The sequence below is a fragment of the Nonomuraea sp. CA-141351 genome (assembly GCF_050944675.1).
GTDB lineage: Bacteria > Actinomycetota > Actinomycetes > Streptosporangiales > Streptosporangiaceae > Nonomuraea.
Genome location: NZ_CP191982.1, coordinates 9,224,653 through 9,251,304 on the forward strand (window position 1 = coordinate 9,224,653; position 26,652 = coordinate 9,251,304).

Sequence of the window (26,652 nt, forward strand, 5' to 3'; positions counted from 1 at the left end):
CCTTTTGGGCGCGCCGCGGAAAAGGATGACCTCGTTACCAGATCCGTGTCAACCCTCGAACGATCATGCGCTCAGCGGCCTGGCCGACCTGCCCATACAGGGCGGTCTCCAGACGGTTTCCGGCTTGCCGCAGGAGGAGCCGCCACTGCGGCCCGGCCGTGTGCGGACTGCTGTCCGAAGCTCTGGCCGAAGCCGATCCCGTGTTCCGACATGACGGAATGGGGAGCCGAGCTCGCCTCGACTCCCCATTCCGGACGCGCCTGTTGCCGGCTACGCGCCTATCTGCTAGCTGCAGCCGCTGGTCGAGCCGCAGCCCTCGCAGACATAGCAGCTTCCGGCCGGGCGCATCTTGGTGCCGCAGGTCATGCAGAGCGGCGCGTCGGCCGTGAAGCGCTGGTGGCTCTCCAGCGTCAGCTCCTTGACCGCCGGCTGCTGCTCCGCCTCCGCCTTCGGCTTCTCCTCGATGGGCGCCGACTGGGCCAGCGCCTCGCGGTCAACCGTCTCCTGCAGCGCCGCCGGGTCCTCGCCGCGCTGCTGCGCGGCGCGCTCGGCCGCCGAGAAGATGCCCAGGGCCGCCCGCTCCTCATAGGGGAGGTGGTCGAGGGCCAGGCGGCGGAAGATGTAGTCCATCACTGACGTCGCCATCCGGATGTCCGGGTCGTCCGTCATCCCGGCGGGCTCGAACCGCATGTTGACGAACTTGCTCATGTACGTCTCCAGCGGCACGCCGTACTGGAGCCCGATCGAGATCGCGACGGAGAACGCGTCCATGACGCCCGCCAGCGTCGAGCCCTGCTTGGACATCTTGAGGAAGACCTCGCCGAGCCCGTCGTCAGGGTAGGACGAAGCGGTCATGTAGCCCTTGGCGCCGCCCACCGTGAAGCGGGTGGTGGTGCTCGGCCGCTGGTTGGGCATGCGCCGCCTGGTCGGCCGGTTGACCTCGATGACCTTGACCTCGGGCTCCTTGGCCTCTTCCTTCTTGGCCTCGTCCTTCTTGGAGCCGTTGCCCATCGACAGCGGCTGGCCGACCTTGCAGTTGTCGCGGTAGACGGCCAGAGCCTTGAGCCCCAGCTTCCAGCCCTCCTGGTAGACCTGCTCGATGTCGTCGATCGTGGCCGACTCGGGCAGGTTGACCGTCTTGGAGATGGCCCCGGACAGGAACGGCTGGGTGGCCGCCATCATGCGTACGTGGCCCATCGGCGCGATCGCCCGCTCGCCCATCGCGCAGTCGAACACCTCGTAGTGCTCCTGCCGCAGGCCCGGCGCGTCGACGACGTGGCCGTGCTCGGCGATGTACTCGACGATGGCCTCGATCTGCTCCTGCTGGTAGCCGAGCTGCTTGAGCGCCCTCGGGATCGTCTGGTTGACGATCTGCATGGAGCCGCCGCCGACGAGCTTCTTGAACTTGACCAGCGCCAGGTCCGGCTCGATGCCGGTGGTGTCGCAGTCCATCATCAGCCCGATGGTCCCCGTGGGGGCCAGCAGGCTCGCCTGGGCGTTGCGGTAGCCGTTCTTCTCGCCGAGCTTGAGGCACTCCGACCACTGGCGCGACGCCTCGGCGTGGACCTTCGCGTCCATGGAGCCGACCGTGCGCAGGTTGTCGTTGGCCGCCGCGTGCTTGCGCATGACGCGCTTGTGCGGCTCGGCGTTCCTGGCGTAACCGTCGTACGGCCCGACCACGCCGGCCAGCTCGGCGCTGCGGCGGTAGGACACGCCGGTCATCAGCGACGTGATCGCCGCCGCCACTGCGCGGCCGCCGTCGGAGTCGTAGGCGTGGCCCGTCGCCATGAGCAGCGCGCCGAGGTTGGCGTAGCCGATGCCGAGCTGCCGGTACGCCCGCGAGGTCTCGCCGATCTTCTCGGTCGGGAAGTCCGCGAACGTGATCGAGATGTCCATCGCGGTGATGATCAGCTCGGTCAGCTTGACGAAGTTGGCGATGTCGAAGGAGTTGTCGTCCTTCAGGAACTTCAGCAGGTTGATGCTGGCCAGGTTGCAGGAGGAGTTGTCCAGGTGCACGTACTCGGAGCACGGGTTGCTGGCCGTGATCCGCCCCGTCTCCGGGGTGGTGTGCCAGTCGTTGATCGTGTCGTCGTACTGCACACCCGGGTCGGCGCACTCCCAGGCGGCCTTGGCCATCTTGCGGAAGAGCTCTCTGGCGTCGACCGTCTCGATGACCTCGCCGGTCAGGCGGGCGCGCAGGCCGAACTCGCCGCCCTTGTCCACCGCGCGCATGAACTCGTCGGAGACGCGCACGGAGTTGTTGGCGTTCTGGTACTGGACGGAGACGATGTCCTTGCCGCCCAGGTCCATGTCGAAACCGGCGTCACGCAGCGCGCGGACCTTGTCTTCCTCGCGCGCCTTGGTCTCAATGAACTCTTCGATATCGGGGTGGTCGACGTCGAGCACGACCATCTTGGCCGCCCTGCGGGTGGCGCCGCCGGACTTGATCGTCCCCGCCGACGCGTCCGCGCCGCGCATGAAGCTCACCGGGCCGCTGGCCGTGCCGCCGCTCGACAGCAGCTCCTTGGACGAGCGGATGCGGGACAGGTTCACACCCGAGCCCGAGCCGCCCTTGAAGATCACACCCTCTTCCTTGTACCACTCGAGGATGGACTCCATCTGGTCGTCCACGGAGAGAATGAAACAAGCGCTTACTTGCTGGGGCGACTTGGTGCCCACGTTGAACCAGACCGGCGAGTTGAACGCGAACACCTGGTGCGCCAGAGCGTGCTTCAGCTCGTGGTCGAAGATCTCGGCGTCCTCGTCGCTGGCGAAGTAGCCGTGCTCGACCCCCGTCTTGGTGTAGACGCCGACGACCCGGTCGATCAGCTGCTTCAGGCTCCACTCACGCTGCGGGGTGCCCACGGCGCCGCGGAAGTATTTGGTCGTCACGATGTTGGCCGCGTTCACCGACCAGGACTCGGGGAACTCGACGCCCCGCTGCTCAAAATTGACCGAGCCGTCGCGCCAGTTCGTCATGACGACGTCGCGGCGCTCCCACTGGATCTCGTCATACGGGTGCACGCCGGGCTTGGTGAAGATTCGCTTCATCTTCAGTCCCTTGCGCGGACGCTTGCCACCCCGCGCGACTGAACCGCTGGCCGTCTCCGTCATGACTCCCCCTTCTCCGCCTTCAACTGTGAGATCTCGGCCTCGAAGTCCGCCAGGCTCTCGAAACCGCGATACACCGATGCGAACCGCAGGTAGGCCACCTCGTCGAGGTCCCGCAGCGGGCCCAGGATGGCCAGACCCACCTCGTTGGAGGGGATCTCGGCCGCACCCTTGGCCCTGATGGCCTCCTCCACCCGCTGTCCGAGCTGCGCCAGTGAATCCTCACTTACCGGCCTGCCCTGACACGCCCGCCGCACGCCCGCGACGACCTTGTCCCTCGAGAACGGCTCCGTCACTCCGCTGCGCTTGCTCACCATGAGCAGTACGGTCTCCTGCGTGGTGAACCTGCGCCCGCACTCGGGACAGGTGCGGCGACGCCTGATGGCCGCACCGTCGTCCGTGGAGCGACTGTCGATGACCCTGGTGTCAGGGTGGCGACAGAACGGACAGTGCACGCTTTCGCCCTCCTAGACCTACGGCCACCACACGCGCGAAACCGTCCTGACGGGACGCTCGCGCACGCCCCATAGCTGGCCAATGGCGCGGTCACGGAAACACAAGGTGTGGTGAACTACATCGGTGTAACTACTAGATGTTGTGGTCCAACCGTAGAAGCGAGCGACCATGAACGCAAGTTGAGCGGCGGCATGAGAGTGAAGTCGCTGTTCAGCCCCTCGTCACCGCCCGGACTCGGGCGTGTCGCCGTCAGGGCTGATCTTTGTGCTGCTGGGGACGTCACATGAGTTGCGCACGGCCTCGTCCGTGAACAAACCTCACAACGTTATCGAAGGCCCTCCACTTCCACGAACGCCCGGCCGGCGGAGTCCGTCGCCCGGGCGATCAACCGTTGGCGGAAGTGTCACCCCGGACGCAGAAGCCGGGGGGTCAGCGTAAGGCGGCGGTGTCGCCCGGGACGTAGAGACAGAGGATCAGCGAAGGCGCGGCGTCTGCCCGGGATGTAGAGGCAGGGGATCAGCGTAAGGCGGCGGTGTCGCCCGGGACGTAGAGCCTGGTGCCGGGGCGGATGAGTGAGTCGGGGAGGCCGTTCAGGCGCTTGATCTCCTCCACGACAGGGCCGGGATCGTCCCCTTGGGCGAGCGCCTCGGCGATGTGCCACAGCGTGTCGCCCTCGCGCACTTCCACCCACGGCAAGCCCGCATGGCTGGTCACGACGACCTGAACCGCCGCATTCCCGACCGCGCGCGTGCCGAGCCAGAACCCACCCAGCGACAGCAACGCCACCGCGATCACCAGTACGACCCGCCCGCGCCGGGTCAGCCGCAACGGCGGGGCGGACCGCCGGCGCACTCGCGCAACCGCCCGCCGCTCACGCCATCCGGCCCCCCAACGACCCCAACGACGGCTACTCCGTTTCCCGACGCCGACTACACGTCGAGGGCGCCCACGCCGCATGACGCCTTCCTCCGCGCCCCTCGCGCCTCGCCGCACACCGGAACCGCCACCCCGACCACCCCGACCACCCCGGGCGATGCCTCCCCGCGTACTCGAGACGCCATTGCGCGCAGTCGCCGCGCCTCCCCGCGTACCGGAACCGCCTTCCCCCGCTATCGCCGCCGCGCCGCCGCGCATGCCTCGGGCGACACCACCCCGCGTACCCGCGACGCTATTGCGCGCAGTCTCCGCCGCGTCTCCGCGCGCACCGGAAACACCTTCCCCCGAAGTCGCCGCACCTCCTCGTACGCCTCGAGCCGCGCCTCCCCGCGCATCCGAAACACCTTCCCGCGCAGCACCTGTCGCCCTTGCCCGAGAAACTCCCGGTCCGACCCTTTTTGCGACTGCCCGTGACCGCTTGTCGGTGGCAGGCGCCCGCGCCGTCCCTCGATCGCTCATCCCCATCCCCCGATCCGTGCCGGCACCACCCCCAGGGCGCCGCCTCCCCCCGTCCGCGCCGGATCCCCGGCCGGCGGCCGTTTCGTCGCCTGTGTCCGCACGGGCCCTTCCCCTGCCCGGCGGCACGGTCTCGGCCGCGTCGGCGACAGGACGCGGCGGCGGGACCAATCGCAAATGGGGCCTTCCCCCGCGACTCGAACGGGGCCCCAACCTCTTCCCTGAATTGCCGCGGAAAGCGGCCTCAGTCCGCGTATTGTCTCGTCGATCGTTACTCTGCGTGGCATCGGCGATGAGCGTGAGTCGTTTGGCGTCTTGGCTGGTCATGTCCGCATTTGTGGGCGTTCGCATGGTTGACCTCCTGCCGTGCGGCCTGAGGGAAAGGCCAAATAAAGATCAGCAAATCGAACACGGTGTCGATCGAACTCCCGTACGATGTTGTACACCACGCAGGCGACAATTTCGAGGAAGACTCGAACAATTGTTTGAAGATGATCTTCAACAGCGATACGGTCGCTGTGTGCGACATCAGGACCACGGACCGGGAGGTTCGCCGGTGAGGCGGGTCTCCAGGCGAGGAGGAAAAGCATGAGTGAGCGGGATGGCGCGAACGGGGTCAGCGACCTCGCGGTGCGCCGGCGCGATTCCCTGGGTCTGACGCCCAGGCAGCGCAAGATCCTCGAAGTCATTCGCGACTCGGTGCAACAGCGCGGCTATCCGCCCTCCATGCGTGAGATCGGCGAGGCGGTTCAGCTGACCAGCACGTCGAGCGTGTCGCACCAGTTGACGGCGCTGCAGCGTAAGGGCTATCTGCGACGTGACCCGCACCGGCCACGCGCGCTTGAGGTGCGCCTCCCGGGCGAGCCTGTGCTGTGGGTCGACCCTGACGCGAGCGATGAAGAGCCGACGATCAGCCGTCCCACGGCGGCTTACGTCCCACTTGTCGGCCGCATCGCCGCCGGTGGCCCGATCCTGGCCGAGGAGAGCGTCGAAGACGTCTTCGCACTGCCCAAGCAGCTCGTCGGCGAAGGCACGCTGTTCCTGCTGCAGGTCGCCGGTGACTCGATGATCGAGGCCGCCATCGCCGACGGCGACTGGGTGGTCGTGCGCCAGCAGCCGGTGGCGGAGAGCGGTGACATCGTGGCCGCCATGATCGAGGGCGAGGCCACCGTCAAGACCTTCAAGCGCAAGGACGGCCACGTCTGGCTCGTCCCGCACAACGCCAACTACGAGCCCATTCCCGGCGACGAGGCCAGCGTCCTGGGCAAGGTCGTAGCGGTCCTGCGCCGGTTGTAACGGACCAGGGCTCGTTGGGGCCTCGGGCGCGCGTCACATCGCACGCGCCGCGTTCCGGCGCGCGCCAAAACACAAACTCCCGCGGGGTACGCCCTCGCGGGCATTTCCGTGTCTCCACCTGACACCACACCAGTGCGCCGACCTCGGCGTCCCACGATGTCGCCCGTCCGCGCCGCGACCTGACCTGACGACGCACATCACCGGCGCCCGCCTCAGGCTCAGCGTTGGCGTCCCACAAAATCGCCTGGCCGCGCCGTGATCTGACGTGACAGCACATCACCAACGCCGGCTTTGGACCCGGCCTCGGCGTCCCACGCTGTCGCCCGGCCGCGCCGCGACCTGACAGCGCACATTCACCGACCCCCACCTCGGGCTCACTCGGCGTCCCACGATGTCACGCGACGGCGGCCGGTCTCGTGGGCAGGGGCTCGCCCTCCCCCGGCCGCCCAAGTCGCAGCCCGCTACCGGGAGGCGTACAGCTTGTGCGCGGCCGTGATCGCCTCGCCGGCGAAAGCGAGCACGTCGCGCCTGCGCTCGAACGGCGAGCCGTACAGGGAGCTGCGGGGCGTGCCGAAGTGCTCGCTCAGCCCGCCCACCGCGCTCGCGACCCCCGGCAGGGCGGTGTCCTCCTCGCGCAGGCGCAGCGCCTCGTCCACCACGCGGTGCCAGCACTCGGGGAACGCCTCCAGTGCGTACCGCCCGGCTCCGGACTTGGAGGTGATCTCGCCGGTCGCCAGCGTGTAGTGCAGCCGGGCGACGCCCGTGACGACCCAGACCGTGCCGTAGCCGCCGAGGCAGGTCAGCCCCCAGGGGGAGGCCAGGTGGGAGGCCCGGTTCACCAGGCGTCGCCAGTAGCGGTCGAGGTTGCCGTCCGTCCAGGCGGCCAGGGCCGCTGAATCGTGCCAGATGTCCAGCTCATCCGGCTTGGGGCCACGGCAGGTGAGGCCGTGCCGGGCCAGCGTGTGCCAGGTGACCGGGTTGAGGCCGCCCCTGGGGTTGAGCTTTCCCGCGTGCGCCCGAGGGCGCGTCCCGAGCTCGGAGGGGTCCCGGCGGAGGTCGTCCCAGGTGAGGTAGCAGCCCTCGAACGGGTACGCGCCCAGCCTGGTGTGAATGCGCTCGAGCACCTCCAACGGCGGCTCGGAGGCCGTCACAGCGACGAAGTCCACGTCGCTCGTGCCGGGCCGGTAGTCGCCCAGCGCCGCGGAGCCTTCCAGGTAGAGACCCTCCACCAGCCCGGGAGCCTCCACGTCGGCCACCGACAGGTAGGTCTCGACAATGGCATCGATCTTGGGGTAGGGCGTCATGGCCGCCCAGCCTGCCACAATGGGGGTCGCCACCTCATCACATTCAACAATCCTAGAATTGCCGGATGAATGAGGCATATACCCCTGAAGACCTCAAAGCTACACACGACGGGCTCAAGTGGGCTCAGGTCGCTCCGGGCGTCATCCCCGCCTGGGTGGCCGACATGGACCTGCCCACCGCCCCCGAGGTGATCGAGGCCCTCCAGCGCCGGGCCTCCGGAGACCTCGGCTACCCCACCTGGCTGGACCAGCCCACGGCCGGACCGTTGGCCGAGGCGTTCGCCGAACGCATGACGAACCGGTACGGCTGGCCGGCCGACCCCTCCCTCGTGCGCGCGTTCAGCGACATCAACCAGGCGCTCCAGGTCTTCCTCCAAGTCTGGACCCGCCCTGGCGACGGTGTCGCCATGCACACCCCGGCCTACCACCCGTTCCTGACGACGCTGAATGTGATGGAACGTCCCGTTCAGCCCATCGAGTTCGAGCCCGACGGGAACTCCTGGCGCTTCGAGGTGCCCGATCTGTCGGGCTGCCGGGTGCTCCTCCTCGCCAATCCGCACAACCCGACCGGGCGCGTCTTCACCCGCGAGGAGCTGACCGCGCTGGCCGAGCAGGCCGAACGCCACGACCTGCTGGTCATCACGGACGAGATCCACGCGGACCTCACCTACGAGCCGCACCGGCACATCCCGTTCGCCACGATCCTCCCCGAACGCACCGTCACGCTGACCTCCGCCACGAAGGCGTTCAACCTGGGAGGCATCCGCTGCTCGGTCGCCCACGTGGGGCACCAAGGCGTCCGCAAGGCCCTGGAGGCGCAACCGGCCTTCCTGTACGGCTCAGCGAACCTGTTCGGCGTGGAGGCCACGGTGGCGGCGTGGCGGCACGGGGACGCCTGGCTGGAGTCCACCCGTGCCCTGCTGGACCGCAACCGCCACACGATCGCCTCCCGCCTGCCCTCGACCGTCGGCTACCGGATTCCGGAGGCGACGTACCTGGCGTGGCTGCACGTGGGCCGGCCGGGGATGGCGGAGGTGTACGAGCGGGAGGCCAGGGTGCTCCTGTCCGACGGCTCGTTCTACGGGCCCGGCGGTGAGGATTACGTCCGCCTGAACTTCGCCACGACGGAGGCGATCCTCACCGAGATACTCGACCGGCTGGGCCGCGTGGTCTGACACATGGCCACGCGCCCCGCGGTGTCAGGGAAGGGGCGGGAGGTCGGGCGGGGCGGCGGCGGGGTACTGCTCCAAGGCGGCCAGCGCCAGCTCGATCGCCTTTTCGAGCTGCGGATCCCGCCCCGCCACCCGGTCCTGGGGCGTGATCACCACCTCGACGTCCGGCTCGACGCCGTGGTTCTCCACGCCCCATCCCTGGCCCTCGATCCAGAAGGAGTAACGGGGCTGCGTGACCAGGGTCCCGTCCACCAGCGAGTACCGCGAGTCGATCCCGATCACGCCGCCCCACGTCCGGGTCCCCACCAGCGGCCCGATCCCGCGGTTCTTGATCCCGGCGCTGACGATGTCCCCGTCGGAGCCCGCGAACTCGTCCGTGATCGTCACGATCGGCCCTCGGGGCGAGTCCTCCGGGTACCGCATCGGCTCGTACCCGCGTGCCCGCGCCCACCCAGTGACCTTGCGCGACAACTTCTCCAGCACGAGCTCCGACAGGTGCCCGCCGCCGTTCGCCCGCACGTCCACGACCAGCCCGTCGTAGGCCATCTCGGTACGCAGGTCCCGGTGGAACTGCGCCCATCCCGACGCCACCATGTCGGGCACGTGCAGGTACCCGAGCCTGCCGCCGGAAGCCTCCCGGACACGGGCGCGGCAACTCTCCACCCAGTCGTGGTAACGCAGCGGCATTTCGTCCGCGATCGGAGTCACCACGACGCGGCGCGGGTCCCCGCCGGAGGCGGGCCGCACGGTCAGCTCGATGGGCTGGTTCGCCGTGCCCGCCAGGAGGGCGAGCGGGCCGCGTACCGGATCCACCGGGCGCCCGCCCACCGCGACGATCGCGTCGCCGGGACGGACGGCCACCCCGGGCGCGAGCAGGGGCGAGCGGGCGGCGTGGTCGGAGGACTCGCCCGGCAGGATGCGCGCGACCCGCCACACGCCATCGTCGTCCCTGGCCAGGTCCGCGCCGAGCAGGCCCTGACGGCGGCGGGGATCGTGGCCACCGCCGCCGGCGGCGGCGTAGGCGTGCGAGGTGGCGAGCTCGCCCTGCGTCTCCCAGAGCAGGTCGATCAGCTCCGAGTGGGCGCCGATGCGCTCCACCAGCGGCTCGTAGCGATCGAGTACGGCCTGCCAGTCGAGGCCGTTCATGTCCTCGCGCCAGAAGTGGTCGCGCATGAGACGGCCCGCCTCGCGGAAGCCCTGCCGCCACTCGGCGACGGGGTCGATCTGGACGGTGATCCGGTCGAGGTCGATGGTGACCGTCTCGTCGCCCTCGGTGGCGGCGCGGGTCTGCAGGCCGTTCTTGCCGTTGGTGACGAGCCGGCTGCCGTCGCCGCTGACCTCGAACGACCGCACCTCCCTGCCCAGCTCGGCCTTGGCACGCTTCTTGAGGTCGTAACGCTCCAGCACGATCTCGTTGACGGACTCCGTGCCGTCGCCGAGCTGCCCGGCGAGCGGGTGACGCAGCCAGAGCAGGGCGTCCTTGGCGGTACGCAGGTTGCCGTAGCGGCCGGCGGACACCGGCACCGGCACGACGCGTGAGGAGAGTCCTTCAGGGTCGACCTCGGTACGCGGCGGCTCGTCGCCCTTGTCGTCCTTCTTGTCGCCCTTGCCGGCCTTGTCGTCCTCGCCGTTGAACCCGCGGCCCTGCAGCGAGGGGTCGAAGGGCGACGGCGTGGTGGCCTGCAGGGGCACGATGTACGGCTTGCACCCGACGGGGAACGACAGGTCGAAGACGTGCGCGTCGTAAACCGGATCGAACGTCCGCACCGACAGGAACGCCAGATGTTTCCCGTCCTTGGTGAACACCGGGTCGTAGTCGGAGAACCGCACCGGCGTCACGTCGATCACCGACGTCCCGTCGACCCGCCCGATCTTGATCTGCGACAGCGGCTCGTGATGCGGGTGCACCCAGGCCAGCCAGGCCGAGTCCGGCGAGAACGTCAGTCCGCTGACGTCTCCCTGCGTGGTCCTGTCGAGCTCCCGGACGTTTCCCGATTCGAGGTCGACCACCAGCAGCCGCCCGTCGTGTGTGGCGGCGGCCACGTGCTTGCCGTCGGGTGCGGCCTCGAGCTCGAGCACCCGCCCGAGCTGCCCGGCGGCCAGCGTCCTGATCTCGCCGCCCGGCGTGCCGATCTCCAGCCCGTCCTCGCCACTGGCGTCCGACACCCACACGGCCCGCCCGTCCGCGTCGAGGGCGCGCGGCAGGCGTACCCGGACTCCCGGCTGCACCCGCAGCGCGCCCGCGGGCCCGTCGCGGTGGGTCACCCAGTGCGCGGTCCCGCGGATCTCCACGGCGCTCGCCCGCCCGGTCGCGTCCGGCGAGAAGGAGCCGACCCGCATGGGCGCGGGGCGCTTGGCCAGCCCCGGCCGCGGCCCGCCCAGCTTCACATCGAGCCGGTACGGCTCCGCGTCCAGGTTCTCCAGCAACCACAGGTCACCGGCGTGGCTGTAGATGACCCGCTCCCCGTCGCCTGCGGCGTGACGGGCGTAGAACTCGTCGTGGGAGCTGTGCCGGCGCAGGTCGGACCCGTCGGGCAGCGCGGAGTAGACGTTGCCGACGCCGTCGATGTCGGCCAGGAAGACGATCCTGTCCCCCACCCAGCTGACCGACCAGTACTGCGCTGCACTGTCGGCGAACAGGCGGGTGAACTCGCCGTTCCCCTCGGCGTCGACCCAGATCTTGCCGGCCGTGCCACCCCGGTACCGCTTCCACTGGGACGGCTCGCGCCACAGCGCCGACACGGTCGCCACCTGCGCGCCGTTCACGGCCACGTCGCTGACCCAGCCGTACGGCAGGCGCGTGGCCGGTCCCGCGTCGAGCGGCACCGCGTACGCCCAGTTCCGGGTCCGCTCGCTCTCTCCGGCCGCGGTGATCGCGAGCACGTCGCCCTCGGCGGTCCACCCGCGCACACCGGTCGCGGCGCTGCCCCAGTGGGTCAGCCGCTCGCCCTCGGGGCCGTCGATCTCCGCCGCGAACACCTCCGGGGCGCCCTCCTTGCCGCTCGTCCAGGCGATGCGCGTGCCGTCGGGCGAGAACCTCGGGTGCGACACCGGCACCCGGTCGGCGGTGAACCGCCAGGCCCTACCTCCGGCCAGGGGAGCCAGCCAGATATCGTCGTCGGCGACGAAGGTCACGACGTCACCGTGCAAATGCGGGTATCTCAGGTATGCGCCACTTGTCACAGATGCACATTAATGCCAGGCGCCAAGGTCAGCCCAAGAATTCTCCTCCGGACGGCCCCGCCACGTCCCGTGAACGGCAAGTGCGGGGTGTGCCGGAAACCTGCGGGAACAGCGAGGACTATGAAGCTTCTCGCCCGTCCGCACCAGTTCCCGGCACGCCTGGCCGCCGGGGCCGTCATCCTGAACTCCGGGCTCAGCAAGGCCGACGCCGACGAACAGACCGCCGCGGGCCTGCATGGCATGGCCTCCGGCACGTACCCGTTCCTGCGAGACATGGACCCGGTGGCCTTCACCAAACTGCTCTCCAGGAGCGAGATCGCGCTCGGGACGGCGCTGCTGGCCCCGTTCGTGCCTTCACTGCTGGCAGGGGCCGCGCTGACAGGGTTCGCGGCCGGCCTGATCGGGCTGTACCTCAAGACCCCGGGGATGCGGCGGGAAGGCAGCCTGCGCCCGTCCGAGCAGGGCACCGCGCTGGTCAAGGACGTCTGGCTGCTGGGGATCGGCCTGTCGCTGGTGATCGAAGAACTCAGCCATTGATGATCTTCGACCGGTCACCGCTAAGGTGGAGAAACCCGGGTAGCCGGAACATATGGTACAAATCGGCTACACCTTGATGTCCGAACAGACTCCGGCACGGGAACTGGTCGACTACGCCGCGGCAGCCGAGCGGATCGGTTTCGACTACGCGGTCATCTCCGACCACTACTTCCCGTGGGTCGAGGAGATGGGGCACTCGCCGTACTGCTGGTCGGTGCTCGGCGCCGCGGCCCAGGTCACCGAGCGGATGCCGCTCATGACGTACGTGACCTGCCCGATCATGCGTTACCACCCGGCCGTCGTGGCGCAGAAGGCGGCCACGATGGGTGTGCTGAGCAAGGGCAGGTTCACGCTGGGCCTCGGCGCGGGCGAGAACCTGAACGAGCACGTCGTCGGCGAGGGATGGCCGCCGGTGGACACCAGGCACCGGATGTTCGCCGAGGCGATCCAGATCATCAAGGAGCTGTTCGGCGGCGACTACGTCACCTACCAGGGCGAGTTCTACGACGTGGACTCGGCCAAGCTCTATGACCTGCCGGACCGGCCGGTCCCGCTCGCCATCGCCGCCTCAGGCGGTCAGTCCGCGGAGATCGCGGCCGAGTTCGGCGACATGCTGGTGGTCAACGAGCCGTTGCCGGACGTGGTCAGGCAGTTCAACGCCGCGGGCGGGCAGGGCAAGCCGGTCTACGGGCAGCTGGCCATCGCGTACGACACCGATGCCGAGGCCGCCAAGGAGCGGGCGCACAAGCTCTGGCGCTGGGCGGCGTGCGGCGGCTGGAAGGTCATGGCTGAGCTGCCCGGGCCGGTGAACTTCGCCGCGGCCACCGGCACCGTCCGTCCCGAGGACGTGGCCCAGAGCGTGCCGTGCGGCAACGACGTGAGCGCGGTGGTGGAGGGCCTCAGGAAGTTCGCCGACGCCGGGTACACGCACGTGGCGCTCGTCCAGATCGGGCACGACCAGCAGCAGCCGTTCTTCGACTGGGCGGAGAAGGAACTCCTCCCGGCTCTGCGCGACCTCTGACCACCCGCCGGCGCCTTCGCCGTGGACGCGCCGCACGCACAATCGCGCGTCCACGGGCCACGGGCGAGGCCGCGCGCGGGGGCGACGGTGATGCCGCCCGCGTGCGCGGCGCTCGCCCGGACCGGTGGTCACGGGACGATGTTGACCAGCTTGGGCGCCCGGACGATCACCTTGCGGGGCGTGTTCGTCAGGTAGGGCGTCACTTTCTCCGAGGCCAGGGCCAGCTCCCGCAGCTCGTCCTCGCTGATGTCCGGCGAGACCTCCAGCCGGTCGCGCACCTTGCCCGCCACCTGCACGACGCAGGTGACCGACTCCTGCACCAGCAGCTCGGGCTCTGCCACCGGCCAGCCGGCGAAAGCGACGGGGCCGGTGCGGCCCAGCCGCTCCCACCCCTCCGCGGCGGCGTACGGGGCCACCAGCGACAGCATGATCGCCAGCGTCTCCGCGGCCTCGCGCACGGCCGGGTCACCGGCGCCGGGACCGGAGTCGATGGCCTTGCGCGTGGCCGAGGTCAGCTCCATCATGCGCGCCACCGCGACGTTGAAGCGGTAGGACTCGATCAGCTTGGTGACCTCGTCGATCGTGCGGTGCGTGACCTTGCGCAGCTCCACGTCGCCGGTCTCGAACGGCACGCCGGGCGCGCTGTCCACCTCCGATATGACGCGCAGCGCGCGGGCCAGGAACTTCTGCGACGCGGCCGGCGAGACGTCGGCCCAGTCGATGTCGTCCTCGGGCGGCCCGGCGAAGACCATGGTCAGGCGTACGGCGTCGACGCCGAAGTCGTCGATCTGCTTGCCCAGGTCCACGCCGTTGCCCAGGGACTTCGACATGGCCTTGCCGCCGTTGATCACCTGGCCCTGGTTCAGCATGCGCTTGAACGGCTCGGTGAAGTCGACCATGCCCATGTCGTGCAGGACCTTGGTGAAGAACCGCGAGTACAGCAGGTGCAGGACCGCGTGCTCGATGCCGCCGACGTACTGGTCGATCGGGCCCCACTTGCGCACCTGCTCGACGTCGAACGGGCCGTCGGTGTAGCCGGGCGAGCAGTAACGCAGGTAGTACCACGACGAGTCGACGAACGTGTCCATCGTGTCGGTGTCGCGCTTGGCCGCGCCGCCGCACTTGGGGCACTCGACGTTGACCCACTCGGTGGCGCTGGCCAGCGGGGAGACGCCCTTGGGCGCCAGCGCCTCGCCGCGCATGTCGGGCAGCGTGACCGGCAGCTGCTCGTCGGGGACGGGCACCTCGCCGCAGTCGGGGCAGTGGATGATCGGGATCGGCGTGCCCCAGAACCGCTGGCGGGACAGCAGCCAGTCGCGCAGCCGGAAGTTGACCGCGCCCGTGCCCCTGCCCTCGTGTTCCAGGACCTCGATGATCTTGGAGATGGCCTCGGCCTTCGACAGCCCGTCCAGCGGACCGGAGTTGACCAGCGTGCCCTCGCCCGGAGTGGCCTCGCCGGTCTCGCCCGGGTCGGCCAGGCCGGTGTGCACGACGACCTTCACCGGCAGCCCGAACTTCAGCGCGAAGTCCAGGTCGCGCTGGTCGTGGGCGGGCACGGCCATGATGGCGCCGTGGCCGTAGTCGGACAGCACGTAGTCGGCCGCCCAGACCGGGATGCGCTCGCCGTTGACCGGGTTGATCGCGTGGCGGCCCAGGAAGACGCCGGACTTCTCCTTGTCGGTGGACAGCCGCTCGATGTCGCTCAGCTTGGCGACCTCGGCGCGGTAGGCCTCGAAGGCGGGGCGGTGCTCGTCGGTGACGATCTCGTCGGCCAGCTTGGCGTCCACGGCGACCACGAAGAACGTGGCGCCGAACAGCGTGTCGGGCCGCGTGGTGTAGACGTGGACGGGCTCGTCGCGGCCCTCGATCTGGAACAGCACGTCGGCGCCCTCGGAGCGGCCGATCCAGTTGCGCTGCATGGTCAGCAGCCGCTCGGACCAGCCCTCGCTCAGCTGGTCCATGTCGTCCAGCAGGCGCTGCGCGTAGTCAGTGATCTTGAAGTACCACTGTGTCAGCTCGCGGCGGATGACGTCGGCGCCGCAGCGCTCGCACTTGCCCGCCACGACCTGCTCGTTGGCCAGCACGGTCTGGTCGTTGGGGCACCAGTTGACCAGGCCGCCCTTGCGGTAGGCCAGGCCGCGCTCGTAGAACCGGTTGAACAGCCACTGGTTCCACCGGTAGTAGTCGGGGTCGCTGGTGTGCAGGCGACGCGACCAGTCGAAGGACAGCGCATAGCGCTTGAACGAGGTGACCTGCGTCTCGATGTTGGCGTAGGTCCACTCGGCCGGGTGGGCGTTCCGCTTGATCGCGGCGTTCTCCGCCGGCAGGCCGAAGGAGTCCCAGCCGATCGGGTGCAGGACGTTGTAGCCCTTCTGGAACCAGTAACGCGCGACCACGTCACCCAGCCCGAATGCCTCGGCGTGGCCCATGTGCAGGTCGCCGGACGGGTAGGGGAACATGTCGAGCATGTAGCGACGCTCGCGCGGGTCCGCCGGGTCCTCGTTCGCCCGGTAGGGCTCCTGCTCCTCCCATCGCTGCTGCCACTTGGCCTGCAGCGCCTGCGGATCGTACTCACTCACGGCTACTGTCCTTCTGGCTTGACTCGGACCCATAAGAAAACCCCTCGTGCACACAACGAGGGGTAGCCGCGACGGCGGGAATCTTCAGGGCCGTCGCGGCCCGCTAAGAAGCAGGGTCGCGGAACGCACGTGTCAAGCGTAGCGCACGTCTTCGGCTGAATGCAGATACTCGTCCGGGGTCTGCAGGCACAATGGATCCTTCAGGTCCAGCGAGACCTGATGGTGATGTATCCGTTGTGACCCATTCGTCCCATAAGAATACCCTTGTCACCGTGGTGTACCCAGCTGAGCCCGATCGACCGGAGGCAGGCCTGCCGATGCAGGACCCGCCTACCGATCCTCACGGCTTCGCTCGTTTCGCTGCGGAACCACCTGCATCTCCTGGAAAATCCCATGAGATCATGCCTGGTACGTCAAATCCGGATATAACGGGTTATCCGGACACATCCTCGGGAGGGGCGGCAGCAATGGCAGCGGAGAATTCCGGATCACACCTGCCACCGTCCTGGCCAGACGCGCCTCGCCGCGACGTACCCGGCACCCCGGCGGCGGAGGTCCCCATGTCATGGCCCGAGAACACGCGTCCCGCCGGCCAGGACCCGTCGTGGCCCGAGCCGCCACGTACGGACGACTCCTGGCCCGAGCCACCGCGCCACTCCCGCTCCGAGCCCGCCCGCCACGAGGCGCCGGGTCCTTCGTCGTGGCCCGATCTGCCCCCCGGCCCCTCTTCCTGGCCTGAATCGTCTCCGGCGAGCAACTCCGGCCCGTCCTCCTGGCCCGACACGCCTCCCCAGGGCAGCACCGCGCCGTCCTGGCCGGACACGCCACTCCAGGGCAACGCCGGGCCGCCCTCCTGGACGGACACGCCTCCCCAGGGCAGCACCGGGCCGTCCTCCTGGCCCGACGCTCCTCCCCAGGGCGGTGCCGGGGCGCCGGCCTGGCCTGAGGCGCCGCGCAGGGACCCGGGACTGCCGGACGTGCCGACGTCGTGGCCGGAGTCCGCCCCGCAGGACGTCCCCACCTCCTGGCCCGAGGCGTCCTCACAGAGCGCGGCGGGCCCCGCCTCCTGGTCGGACGCACCACCCCAGGGCACCGCGGGCCCGTCCTCACCGCCGCAGAACGGCGCCGGGCCGTCCTCGTGGCCCGAGGCACCGCCGCAGGGCGCCGCGGAGCCCGCGTTCCGAGCCGGCAACCAGCCTCCGGTCCCGGATCCGGTCCCGGCGTGGGCTCAGCCGCCGGCCCCGTCCTCCGACCCATGGTCGAACCTCTCCTCCCCCGCCCCCTGGCCGCCCGCGGAGCGGAACGCGGCCGACTCGCCGGAGGAGCGCACAGCGATGTACCAGATCGACGACCTCCCCCAGGGAGCGCACGCGCCGCCCCAGACCCACCCCGCAGAAGAGCGGACGGTCACGTACGCACAGCACTCAGAGAACCTGCTCAACGACCGCGCCGTCCCCTCCACCCCCACCATGGACTCATCGAACGCCAGCACCACGCCCCCCGCCGAGGACCAGAGCGCCCCCCGCCCCGGCTCGAACCTGAGCCGTGACCCCTCGGACCCCGACCGCCCGTTCGTGACCGCCGGCCAGATCAGCGGCTCCCGCACCCCGCCGCCGGAGCGCCAGCAGGAGCTCTGGAACACCGTCTTCGGCGACAACTACCAGGCCATGGGCGACCAGGACCCCCTGGACGAGGAGGGGCACGGCAAGCCCATCTGGATCTACGCGCTCGGCGGATCCGTGGCGATCGCGCTGGTCGCCGCGCTGCTGTGGGCGTTCCTCGCGGGCCCGCTGGCCAGCGACGAATCCGCGGGCACCGACGCCGTGGCCGAGAAGCCCACGACCTCGTCGTCGCCGTCTGCCACCAGGTCCTCGACCACGATCGGCAAGCTGCCGAACTACGCGGGCAAGGCCGCCCCGGTCATCGGCAGGGTGCCCGACGCCGGCGCCGGGATCTCGCTCCCGCGCCTGGGCGGCACCTGGCGGCTGGACCAGCGCGCCACGGTCAAGGCCACGTACGGCTACGACACCCGCCAGTACGTCCAGGTCGCGCCGGAGAAGTTCGCCCAGCTCCTGTCGGGCCCGCTGTCGCAGAAGCTGGCCTCGTACTACGAGAAGGACAACCTGGAGCCGGTCATCAAGCAGGTGGTGCTGGACGCGCGCAAGCGCTTCTTCCCCACCGACAACAAGGTTCGCAAGATCGCTCAGCAGCCGATCAAGGTGGGCAACTCGACGGGACGGCTGATCGCGTACTCGCTGACGTCGCAGACCGACAAGGCCACGATCGTGACGATGGCCGTCAACACCGGCGGCAACGTCCCGGCCATCGTCTACATGTCGATCCCGTCGGACAGCAAGCAGCTCATGCCCGACATCCGCACGGTGATGAACCAGCTGAGGCTGGGCACCCAGGGCTAGAGCGGGGCTAGAAGACGCACTCCATGTGCTTGATCCCGTTGATGAACATGGAGTGCAGCCGGTCGGGCCTGCCGCCCTCGATGTGCGGCACGCGGCGCAGCAGCTCGCGGAACATCACCGTGATCTCGCGCCTGGCCAGGTGCGCGCCGAGGCAGAAGTGCGGCCCGGGGCCGCCGAAGCCGACGTGCGGGTTGGGGTCACGGGTGACGTCGAAGCGGTACGGGTCGGCGAAGACGGCCTCGTCCCTGTTCGCCGCCCAGTAGAACAGGACCGCCTTCTCGCCCTTGCGGTAGAGGTGCCCGTTCATCTCGTAGTCCCTGGTGACCTTGCGGCGCATGAAGTTCACCGGGGAGGCGAGCCGGACGATCTCCTCCACGGCCCTGGGCGCGTGCCCGTCGATGTCCTCCAGCCAGAGCGCGCGCTGGTCGGGGTTGTTGGTGAGCAGGCGCAGGCCGTACGAGATGGCGTTTCTGGTGGTCTCGTTGCCGGCCACCACCAGCAGGATGAAGAACGACCCCAGCTCCTGCATCGTCAGCCGCTCGCCGTCGATGTTGGCGTTGACCAGGGAGGACGTCAGGTCGTCCGTGGGGTGATCGGCGCGGTGGGCGGCGAGGTCCTGGACGAGCTGCTGCAGCTCCATGCCGGCGTTGAGCAGGCGCCCGGCGAGCTGCTCGAGATCGGCGCCGCCGTATTCGGGGTCGAAGCCGCCGAGGATGACGTTCGAGTGCTCGAAGACGAACTGGTAGTCCCGCTCGGGGATGCCCATCATGTCGCAGATGATCTTCAGTGGGAGGCGGGCCGCGACCTCGGTCACGAAGTCGCAGCCGGGCCCCTTGGCCAGCAGGTCGTCCACGATGGCGGTCGCCGCCGCCTCCACGTCCGCCTCGAACTGCTTGATCATCTTGGGCGTGAAGGCACGCGAGACGATCCTGCGCAGCCTGGCGTGGCGGGGATCGTCCATGTTGATCATCGAGCCGAAGTACTCGGTGAACTCGGCGGGCATGTCGGGGACGTTCGTCGCGCCGCCGTCGCCCGAGCAGAAGATCTCGGGAGTGCGGCTTGCCTCGAGGATGTCGGCGTGCTTGACCAGCGCGTGGTAGCCGGGACCCTTGGGCGCGAAGTCGAGCTCCATCTCCTCGAAGAAGGCCGGGGCCTCCAGGGAGCGCAGCCGCTCGAACGCCTCCTCGCGCTCTCTCATGGGCCTGGCCCAGAAGTCGCGGTCGGACAGGTCGAAGTCAAGGACGCTCATGAGCCCATCATTCGAAAAGCAGCCACTTACGTCAATGGGTATGACGTACACCGTACGTCCGTACGTGTTCATGGCTCACTCCGTGAGGCGGGCTCGGTCGCTGGTGAGCCTCGCGAAAAACCTGTGGCCCCCGATCGCGGGCGGGCTCTAGGGTGACGCTCATGACCTTCTTCCACCTGCGTTAGCGATCCGCCGGCGGGTCGCGGACGACCCCACCGCCGGCGATGCGGGACGGCTGAGCGAGCGCCGTCCCGGGTCGCGACGTGGGAGAAGGACAGTTGCATACGCTTGCCGTGGCCAGGGCCGTGCATGGCATCGAGCCCCTGGTGGCCGCGGAGATTCGACGTTCCGGGCTGGGTGTGGTGCGCGGGGTGCGCCACCGGGAGGTGTGGTTCGAGGCCGCGCCGGGGGCCGACCTGCTGGGCCTGCGGACGGCCGACGACGTGCTGCTCGCGGCCGCCGTGGTGGACGGGGTCGGCCACGGCCGCTCCGCCTTGCGCCGGCTGGCGAACGCGGCCCGCGCCGTGGACGCGGGCGGGCCGGCGTACCCGGTGAGCGGGGTGGAGGTGTCGGCGTCGTTCGTCGGGCGCCGTAACTACACCCGCTTCGAGATCGAGGACGCGGTGGGGGCCGAGCTGGCGCGGCCGTTGCGGCTGCCGTACCACTCCAGGAGGGACGGGGGGCGGCCGCCTCGGGACGCGATGTCATGGCGGGTCACCATCGAGGGCGATCAGGCGCTCATCGCGCTGCGGCCGGCGGAGCGGCCGCTGCACCGGCGGGCGTACAAGACGGCCTCGATCCGGGGCACGCTGCACCCGCCGGTGGCCGCCGCCATGGCGGCGCTGGCCCGCCTCGGAGACGCCGGGGCGGTGCTCGACCCGTGTTGCGGCGCGGGCACCACGCTGATCGAGGCCCACGCTCTGGCGCCGGCCGCGCGCCTGCTGGGCTTCGACCACGACCCCGCCGCGCTCCGTGCGGCGGCCACCAACGCCCGGGCCGCCGGTGGCGCGTCAGTCGCGTGGGCCGACGCGGAAGGCGGGACGTCGTTCGCGTGGGCCGGTGCGGAAGGCAGGGCGTCGTTCGCGTGGGCCGTGGCCGATGCCGGGCGGATGCCGGTGGCCGACGGCAGCGTGGACCGGGTGCTGGTGAACCCGCCCTGGGGGCGCCAGGTGCCGCCGCGCGGGTTGCTGGCGCGGGACCTCGGTCCGCTGTGGCGGGAGGTCCGGCGGGTGCTCGCCGACGACGGCGTGGCCGTGGCGCTGGTGCACGGCGGGATCCCGCGCGGGTTCGCGGTTGAGGAGGCGGTCCGGGTCAGCCTGTCGGGGCAGCACCCGGTGATCGCCGTCCTCAGGAAGGGGGCGGCCCGCACAGGACGGGACTGTCTCAGGAGGTGAACCCCTGCGGGCGGACCTGGGTCATCTCGGCCGCGGACGAGGTTCCGAGCCAGTCCAGGATGAGGCGGTTGACCTCGGCCGGGCGCTCCAGATGCAGGAAGTGCCCGGCGCCCGCCACCAGCTCGGCCCGCGATCCGGCGGGCAGGTGGCTCAGCGCGCTCTTGGCCAGCTCGACGCTCATACACCCGTCCTGGGAGCCGTGCAGGTAGAGGACCGGGCCGGTGACGCCGCCCTCCAGGGCCGGGTAGCGGCCGGAGGGCGGCGTGGTGCCGAGCATGGCCCGGTAGTAGCCGAGGGCCGCGCTCAGGTTGGCGGGCTCGCCGATGCTGCGCCGTACGAACTCGAGGTCCTCCCTCGAGTCGTACCCCGGCGACCAGTCGCGCCAGAGGTTCTCGAGGAAGCCGGGGCGCGCGACGGCCGCCTCGCCCAGGTACGTCTGGAAGAGGAAGACGTAGAAGGACCGCTTGAGCTGCTCGTACTCGAGGAAGCCGGCGCCGAGGGAGCCGGGCGGCGGCACGGCCAGCGTGACGGCGCGGCGGAAGCGACCGGCCAGGTGGTACACGGGGAAGGCGCCCCAGTCGTGCCCGATGACGACGGCGTCCTCGTCACCGCCGAGCTCCTCGTGCAGCGCGCGGACGTCGGCGACCAGCGCGGCGTCCTCGTACGCGCCGTCGGCCGGCACCTCGGTGGGCGCGTAGCCGCGCATGAACGGCGCGACCGCGCGGTAGCCGCGCGCGGCCAGCGCGGGCATCAGGTGCCGCCAGGTGTGTGCTGTGTCGGGGAAGCCGTGCAGGCACAGCGCCAGCGGCCCCTCCCCCACCGTCAGATACGCGAACTCCACACCGTTGGCGTGGATAGTCCTGATCTCCATGACTGCGAAACCTAGCATTCGGCCCGCCCCAGGAGTACCACCGCTGGAGGGGCTCTCTTGCCGAGGAGATCGCACGCGACGGGGATGGGTGCTCGCGCCGGCGGTCAGAAGGTGTAGCGCATGTGCTTGATGCCGTTGATGAAGTTGGACAGCAGGTAGTCGGGCTCCCCCACCGCCTTGATGTGAGGCATCCGGGTGAACAGCTCCCGGAACATCACGGTCATCTCCCTGCGCGCCAGGTGCGCGCCGAGGCAGTAGTGCGGCCCGGGACCGCCGAACCCGACGTGGGGATTGGGGTCGCGGGTGATGTCGAACGTGTCCGGCTGCGAGAAGACCGCCTCGTCGCGGTTGGCGGAGTTGTAGAAGAGCAGCACCTTGTCGCCCTTCTTGTACCGGGTGCCGTTCATCTCGTAGTCCTGCGTCAGCGTGCGGCGGAACTGGATCACCGGGGTGGAGTACCGGATGATCTCGTCGCACGCGGTGACGATGTGGCCCTCGAAGTTGTTCAGCAGGATCGCGCGCTGGTCGGCGTGGTCGGTGAAGAGCTTGAGCCCGTGCGAGATCGCGTTGCGGGTGGTCTCGCTGCCCGCCACCACCAGCAGGATGAAGAACGACCCCAGCTGCTGCGGGGTGAGCCGCTCCTCGCCGTTGACCAGCAGGCTCACCAGGTCGCCCGTGGGCCGCTTGCGCCGCTCGTCGCCCAGGCGGGCGGCCAGCCGGTTGAGCGAGTAGCCGGCGCGCAGCAGCCTGGCCAGGCCCTTGGCGACGTTACGGCGGGTGAAATCGGGGGCGACGCCGGTGTACTCGGGGTCGGTGTTGCCGAGGATGACGTTGGTGTGCCGCAGCACCGTGTCATGAGACTCCTGCGGAACCCCCATCATGTCGCAGATGACCCGTACGGGGAGCTGTGCGGCCACCTGCGCGACGAAGTCGCCCGGCCCGTCCTCGATCGCCCGGTCCACGATCTCGGCGGCGGCCTTCGCCAGGTCCTCCTCCATCTTCGACAGGATGCGCGGCGTGAACGCCCTGGACACGATCCTGCGTAACGTGGCGTGCCGTGGGTCGTCCATGTTGATCATCGAGCCGAAGTACACACTCAGCCAGCGCGGCATGTCGGGGATGCTGTTGGAGCACGGCTCGCTGCTGAACACGGCCGCGTTCCTGCTGGCCTCGATCACGTCGGCGTGGCGGACGAGCGCGTAATAGCCCGGGCCGCCGCCGACGAACGGCACGACCTGCTCCTGCATGAAGACCGGGTGGTCCAACTGCCTCAGCCTGCGAAAGGCCTCCGTACGCTCGGCCTGCGGCAACCCCCAGAACGGGATCTGCGACAGGTCCACGTCAGCGGTCAGCGTCATACCACCCAAGCCTTCTGCAAGTAAGCACTTACGTCAAGGGACTTAAGGCGCCTTCCTTATCAAATCAGCGCCTTTCTCGCCGATCATAATGGCCGGTGCATGGGTGTGCCCCCGATTCAGCGTCGGCATGATCGACACGTCCACGACCCTGAGCCCCTCGACGCCGCGTACCCGCAGCGAGGGGTCCACCACGGAGGCGTCGTCCGTCCCCATGCGGCAGCTGCCGACAGGGTGGTAGAGCGTCTCGCCGCGCTCGCGTACCCACTGCGCCAGCTCCTCGTCGCTCTCCGGCGCCCAGTACGGCGCCATCGGCCCGCCCGCGTACGGCTTCATCGCCGTGGTGGCGAAGACCTGCTTGGCCGTCTTCAGCCCCGCGACCAGGCGCTTGACGTCGGCCTCCGCGGTCAGGTAGCCGGGGTCGATGACGACGTCCCCGCCGTTGAGCCCGATCCTGCCCCGGCTCTCCGGCTGCAGCAGCACGACGCCGACGGTGAGCCCGTGGCCGGTCGGCGGGGCGAGGCCGTGCTCGAGGAACGGCACGGGAGCGAAGACCAGCTCGACGTCGGGCGCGGGCTCCTCGTCCGAGGTCCTGATGAACGCGACCGCCTCCCCCACGTTCGTGGTGAGCATGCCGGAGCGCAGGACGAGGTAACGCAGGAGGTTGCCGATCGACTCGGCCTTGGTCAGCGTCACCGGCTGCTCGCACTCGACGAACACGCCGGTCGAGAGGTGGTCCTGCAGGTTCTTGCCGACCTCGGGCAGCTCGTGCACGATCGCGACCCCGGCGTCGCGCAGCTCGCCGGGCGCGCCCACGCCGGAGCGCATCAGCAAGTGCGGGGAGCCGATCGCGCCCGCGGACAGGATGACCTCCCTCCTGGCTCTGACCTGGGCGCCGCCGCTGTGCTCGATGCCGGTCGCCCGCCTGCCGTCGAACACCACCCGGTCCACGGTCGCCCCGGTGATCACGTGGAGGTTGGGCCGCGAGGCGGCCGGGCGCAGGTAGGCGTCGGCCGAGCTCCACCTGCGGCCGCGGTGCTGCGTGACCGGCGTGGGGCAGTAGCCCTCGTTGGAGCGCCCGTTCAGCTCGCCGAGCCGGGTGAAGCCGAGCTCCTCGCACGCCTTGAGGAACGCGGCGGTGGTCACGTTGGGGCTGCGCAGCTCGGAGATGTAGAGGGGCCCCGAGGTGCCGTAGACGCCGCCCTCGTTGCTGCCGACGCGGTGCTCGGCCTTCGTGAAGTACGGCAGGACGTCGTCGTACGACCAGCCGGGGACGCCCCACTGGTCGTAGTCGCGCTGGCAGCCGCGCACCCACATCTGGGCGTTGAGTGAGGACGAGCCGCCGATCACGCGGCCCCTCGGCCAGTAGAGCTCGCGGCCGGACATCTCGCTCTGTTTGGCCGTGGTGTAGTTCCAGTCGTAGTCGGTCTTGAACAGCTTGGCGAAACCCGCGGGCATGCGGATCTCCAGCTTGTCGTCCTTCCCGCCCGCCTCGACCAGCGCGACCGACACACCGGGATCCTCCGAGAGCCGGTTGGCCAGCACGCACCCCGCGGACCCCGCCCCTACGATCACGTAGTCGTACTCCATGGCTCCTCCAAGTAACTTGGTACTTGCTTACTCCAGGCGAGCGGACGCGTCCATATGCACTTGTGACCTCCGTTACCTACCAGTAGGTATGCGGTCCTGCCTAGAGTGGCGCCAAGCCCGGCTAGAGAAGGAAGGCGTCATGCTCAACCTGTCGGTCGTCCTTGAGGACAGCGCGAGGAACACCCCCGACGGCACGGCCATCGTCTTCGGGGACATGCGACTCCCGTACTCCATGATCGACACCGTCGCCAACCAGGTCGCGAACCTGCTGGTGTCACGCGGTGTCGGCAAGGGGGACAAGGTGGCGCTGGCGTGCCCGAACCTGCCGTACTTCCCGTTCGTCTACTTCGGCATCCTCAAGGCCGGGGCCACGGTGGTGCCGCTCAACGTGCTGCTGCAGTCGCGGGAGATCGCCTACCACCTCGACGACAGCGACGCCAAGGCGCTGTTCTGCTTCGAGGGCACACCCGAGCTGCCGCTGGGCGAGCGCGGCAAGGCGGGTTTCGAGGGGGCGCCGGGCTGCGAGCACTTCTTCGTGCTGCCCGCCACCCCGCTCGCGACCGAGTCCGCGTACGGCGAGTCGATCTGGGCGGCGCTGGGCGGCATGGCGAGCGAGTTCGAGACCGTGCAGACGGCCCCCGACGACACCGCGGTGATCCTCTACACCTCGGGCACCACGGGCCAGCCCAAGGGCGCCGAGCTCAGCCACCAGAACATGCTGCTGAACGCCATGGTCAGCGACAAGATGTTCCCCCGCACCGACGGCGGGGACTCGTACCTGGCGGTGCTGCCGCTGTTCCACTCCTTCGGCCAGACCGTGGTCATGAACACCGGCTTCCTGCGCGGCGCCGCCATCGTGCTGATGCCGCGTTTCGAGCCGGGCGAGGCGCTCGCACTCATGGTCAAGGAGGGCGTCACGTTCTTCGCCGGGGTGCCGACGATGTACTGGGGCCTGCTCACCAAGATCCACACGGAGGGCGCGGAGGTGCCCAGCACGCTCCGGGTCGCCGTCGCGGGCGGCGCCTCCTCGCCGGTGGAGGTGCTCAAGGACTTCGAGCGCACCTTCGGCATCGGCATCCTGGAGGGGTACGGCCTGTCGGAGACGTCGCCGGTGGCCAGCTTCAACCAGCTCAGCCGCCCCACCAAGCCCGGCACGGTCGGCACCCCGATCTGGGGCGTGGAGATGAAGCTGGTCGACGGTGACTGGAAGACCATCGAGGGCGAGGGGCCCGGCGAGATCGCCATCCGCGGCCACAACATCATGAAGGGCTACTACGGCCGCCCGGAGGCGACGGCCGAGGTGATGAAGGACGGCTGGTTCCGCACGGGTGACATCGCGACCCGGGACGCGGACGGCTTCTACTCCATCATCGACCGGGCCAAGGACATGGTCATCCGCGGCGGCTTCAACGTCTATCCGCGCGAGCTCGAAGAGGTCCTCATGACCCACGAGGCCGTGTCGCTGGCCGCCGTGGTGGGGGTTCCGCACGAGTCCCACGGCGAGGAGATCAAGGCGTACGTCATCCGCACGCCCGGCTCGACGATCACCGAGGACGAGCTGATCGCCTGGACCAAGGAGAACATGGCGGCCTACAAGTACCCCCGGATCGTCGAGTTCCGCGAGTCGCTGCCGATGACGGCCACGGGCAAGATCCTCAAGCGCGAGCTCCGGTAACCGTTTGCTGAGGCGCGGGCGTTCCCTTGTCCGGAGGAGCGCGCCGCGTC

At 69.6% G+C, this 26,652-nt stretch carries 17 protein-coding genes; 7 read left to right on the forward strand and 10 right to left on the reverse strand.

What is annotated here, in order from left to right:
* Positions 1-285 precede the first annotated feature (285 nt).
* The 3 genes from ACQPWU_RS43295 to ACQPWU_RS43305 form a co-directional block, all read right to left on the reverse strand.
* Positions 286-3,114 (reverse strand): vitamin B12-dependent ribonucleotide reductase, encoded by a 2,829-nt coding sequence (locus ACQPWU_RS43295; RefSeq protein ID WP_433431466.1) that lies wholly within the window; start codon positions 3,112-3,114, stop codon positions 286-288.
* Positions 3,111-3,566, reverse strand: a complete 456-nt coding sequence (gene nrdR, locus ACQPWU_RS43300) for a transcriptional regulator NrdR (protein ID WP_111183346.1) — start codon at positions 3,564-3,566, stop codon at positions 3,111-3,113. The genes ACQPWU_RS43295 and nrdR overlap by 4 nt, the downstream gene beginning before the upstream one ends.
* Before the next feature lie 517 nt (positions 3,567-4,083).
* Positions 4,084-4,419 (reverse strand): LysM peptidoglycan-binding domain-containing protein, encoded by a 336-nt coding sequence (locus tag ACQPWU_RS43305; protein WP_433431467.1) that lies wholly within the window; start codon positions 4,417-4,419, stop codon positions 4,084-4,086.
* 1,128 nt (positions 4,420-5,547) lie between these two features.
* On the opposite strand from ACQPWU_RS43305, the gene lexA reads away from it, so the two are divergent.
* Positions 5,548-6,255: a transcriptional repressor LexA gene (gene lexA, locus ACQPWU_RS43310; RefSeq protein WP_433431468.1), complete on the forward strand. Its 708-nt coding sequence runs from the start codon at positions 5,548-5,550 to the stop codon at positions 6,253-6,255.
* 461 nt (positions 6,256-6,716) lie between these two features.
* On the opposite strand, the gene ACQPWU_RS43315 is transcribed toward lexA, so the two are convergent.
* Positions 6,717-7,592: an aminoglycoside adenylyltransferase domain-containing protein gene (locus tag ACQPWU_RS43315; RefSeq protein ID WP_433431469.1), complete on the reverse strand. Its 876-nt coding sequence runs from the start codon at positions 7,590-7,592 to the stop codon at positions 6,717-6,719.
* Between the two features lie 32 nt (positions 7,593-7,624).
* On the opposite strand from ACQPWU_RS43315, the gene ACQPWU_RS43320 reads away from it, so the two are divergent.
* Positions 7,625-8,734 (forward strand): MalY/PatB family protein, encoded by a 1,110-nt coding sequence (locus ACQPWU_RS43320; protein ID WP_433431470.1) that lies wholly within the window; start codon positions 7,625-7,627, stop codon positions 8,732-8,734.
* A 24-nt stretch (positions 8,735-8,758) separates the two neighbouring features.
* On the opposite strand, the gene ACQPWU_RS43325 is transcribed toward ACQPWU_RS43320, so the two are convergent.
* On the reverse strand, positions 8,759-11,866 hold the full coding sequence (locus tag ACQPWU_RS43325; protein ID WP_433431471.1) for a S41 family peptidase: 3,108 nt from the start codon (positions 11,864-11,866) through the stop codon (positions 8,759-8,761).
* Between the two features lie 168 nt (positions 11,867-12,034).
* On the opposite strand from ACQPWU_RS43325, the gene ACQPWU_RS43330 reads away from it, so the two are divergent.
* Complete coding sequence (locus ACQPWU_RS43330; RefSeq protein ID WP_433431472.1) at positions 12,035-12,451, forward strand: hypothetical protein; 417 nt, start codon at positions 12,035-12,037, stop codon at positions 12,449-12,451.
* 52 nt (positions 12,452-12,503) lie between these two features.
* Positions 12,504-13,472 carry a TIGR03557 family F420-dependent LLM class oxidoreductase gene (locus ACQPWU_RS43335; protein ID WP_433431473.1) on the forward strand — a complete coding sequence of 323 codons (969 nt, stop codon included), beginning with the start codon at positions 12,504-12,506 and terminating at the stop codon, positions 13,470-13,472.
* Between the two features lie 128 nt (positions 13,473-13,600).
* Here the strand turns inward: ACQPWU_RS43335 and leuS are convergent, their stop codons facing one another.
* Entirely contained in the window at positions 13,601-16,084 is a 2,484-nt protein-coding gene (gene leuS, locus ACQPWU_RS43340) for a leucine--tRNA ligase (RefSeq protein ID WP_433431474.1), read from the reverse strand.
* Between the two features lie 527 nt (positions 16,085-16,611).
* Here leuS and ACQPWU_RS43345 point away from each other — a divergent pair.
* Complete coding sequence (locus tag ACQPWU_RS43345) at positions 16,612-18,468, forward strand: hypothetical protein (protein WP_433431475.1); 1,857 nt, start codon at positions 16,612-16,614, stop codon at positions 18,466-18,468.
* Between the two features lie 7 nt (positions 18,469-18,475).
* On the opposite strand, the gene ACQPWU_RS43350 is transcribed toward ACQPWU_RS43345, so the two are convergent.
* The gene (locus tag ACQPWU_RS43350) at positions 18,476-19,717 is read right to left on the reverse strand and encodes a cytochrome P450 (protein WP_433431476.1); all 1,242 of its coding nucleotides are present in this window, start codon (positions 19,715-19,717) and stop codon (positions 18,476-18,478) included.
* A 278-nt stretch (positions 19,718-19,995) separates the two neighbouring features.
* Between ACQPWU_RS43350 and ACQPWU_RS43355 the strand changes: the two genes are divergently transcribed.
* Positions 19,996-21,111 carry a methyltransferase domain-containing protein gene (locus ACQPWU_RS43355; protein WP_433431477.1) on the forward strand — a complete coding sequence of 372 codons (1,116 nt, stop codon included), beginning with the start codon at positions 19,996-19,998 and terminating at the stop codon, positions 21,109-21,111.
* Here the strand turns inward: ACQPWU_RS43355 and ACQPWU_RS43360 are convergent.
* From ACQPWU_RS43360 to ACQPWU_RS43370, 3 genes are all read right to left on the reverse strand, one after another.
* Positions 21,101-21,982, reverse strand: coding sequence for an alpha/beta fold hydrolase (locus ACQPWU_RS43360; protein ID WP_433431478.1), 882 nt, complete (start codon positions 21,980-21,982; stop codon positions 21,101-21,103). The two genes, ACQPWU_RS43355 and ACQPWU_RS43360, sit on opposite strands and share 11 nt — an antisense overlap.
* A gap of 104 nt (positions 21,983-22,086) precedes the next feature.
* Positions 22,087-23,340 (reverse strand): cytochrome P450, encoded by a 1,254-nt coding sequence (locus ACQPWU_RS43365; RefSeq protein WP_433431479.1) that lies wholly within the window; start codon positions 23,338-23,340, stop codon positions 22,087-22,089.
* A 42-nt stretch (positions 23,341-23,382) separates the two neighbouring features.
* The gene (locus ACQPWU_RS43370; protein WP_433431480.1) at positions 23,383-24,927 is read right to left on the reverse strand and encodes a GMC family oxidoreductase; all 1,545 of its coding nucleotides are present in this window, start codon (positions 24,925-24,927) and stop codon (positions 23,383-23,385) included.
* Between the two features lie 139 nt (positions 24,928-25,066).
* Between ACQPWU_RS43370 and ACQPWU_RS43375 the strand changes: the two genes are divergently transcribed.
* On the forward strand, positions 25,067-26,602 hold the full coding sequence (locus ACQPWU_RS43375; protein WP_433431481.1) for a long-chain-fatty-acid--CoA ligase: 1,536 nt from the start codon (positions 25,067-25,069) through the stop codon (positions 26,600-26,602).
* Positions 26,603-26,652 lie beyond the last annotated feature (50 nt).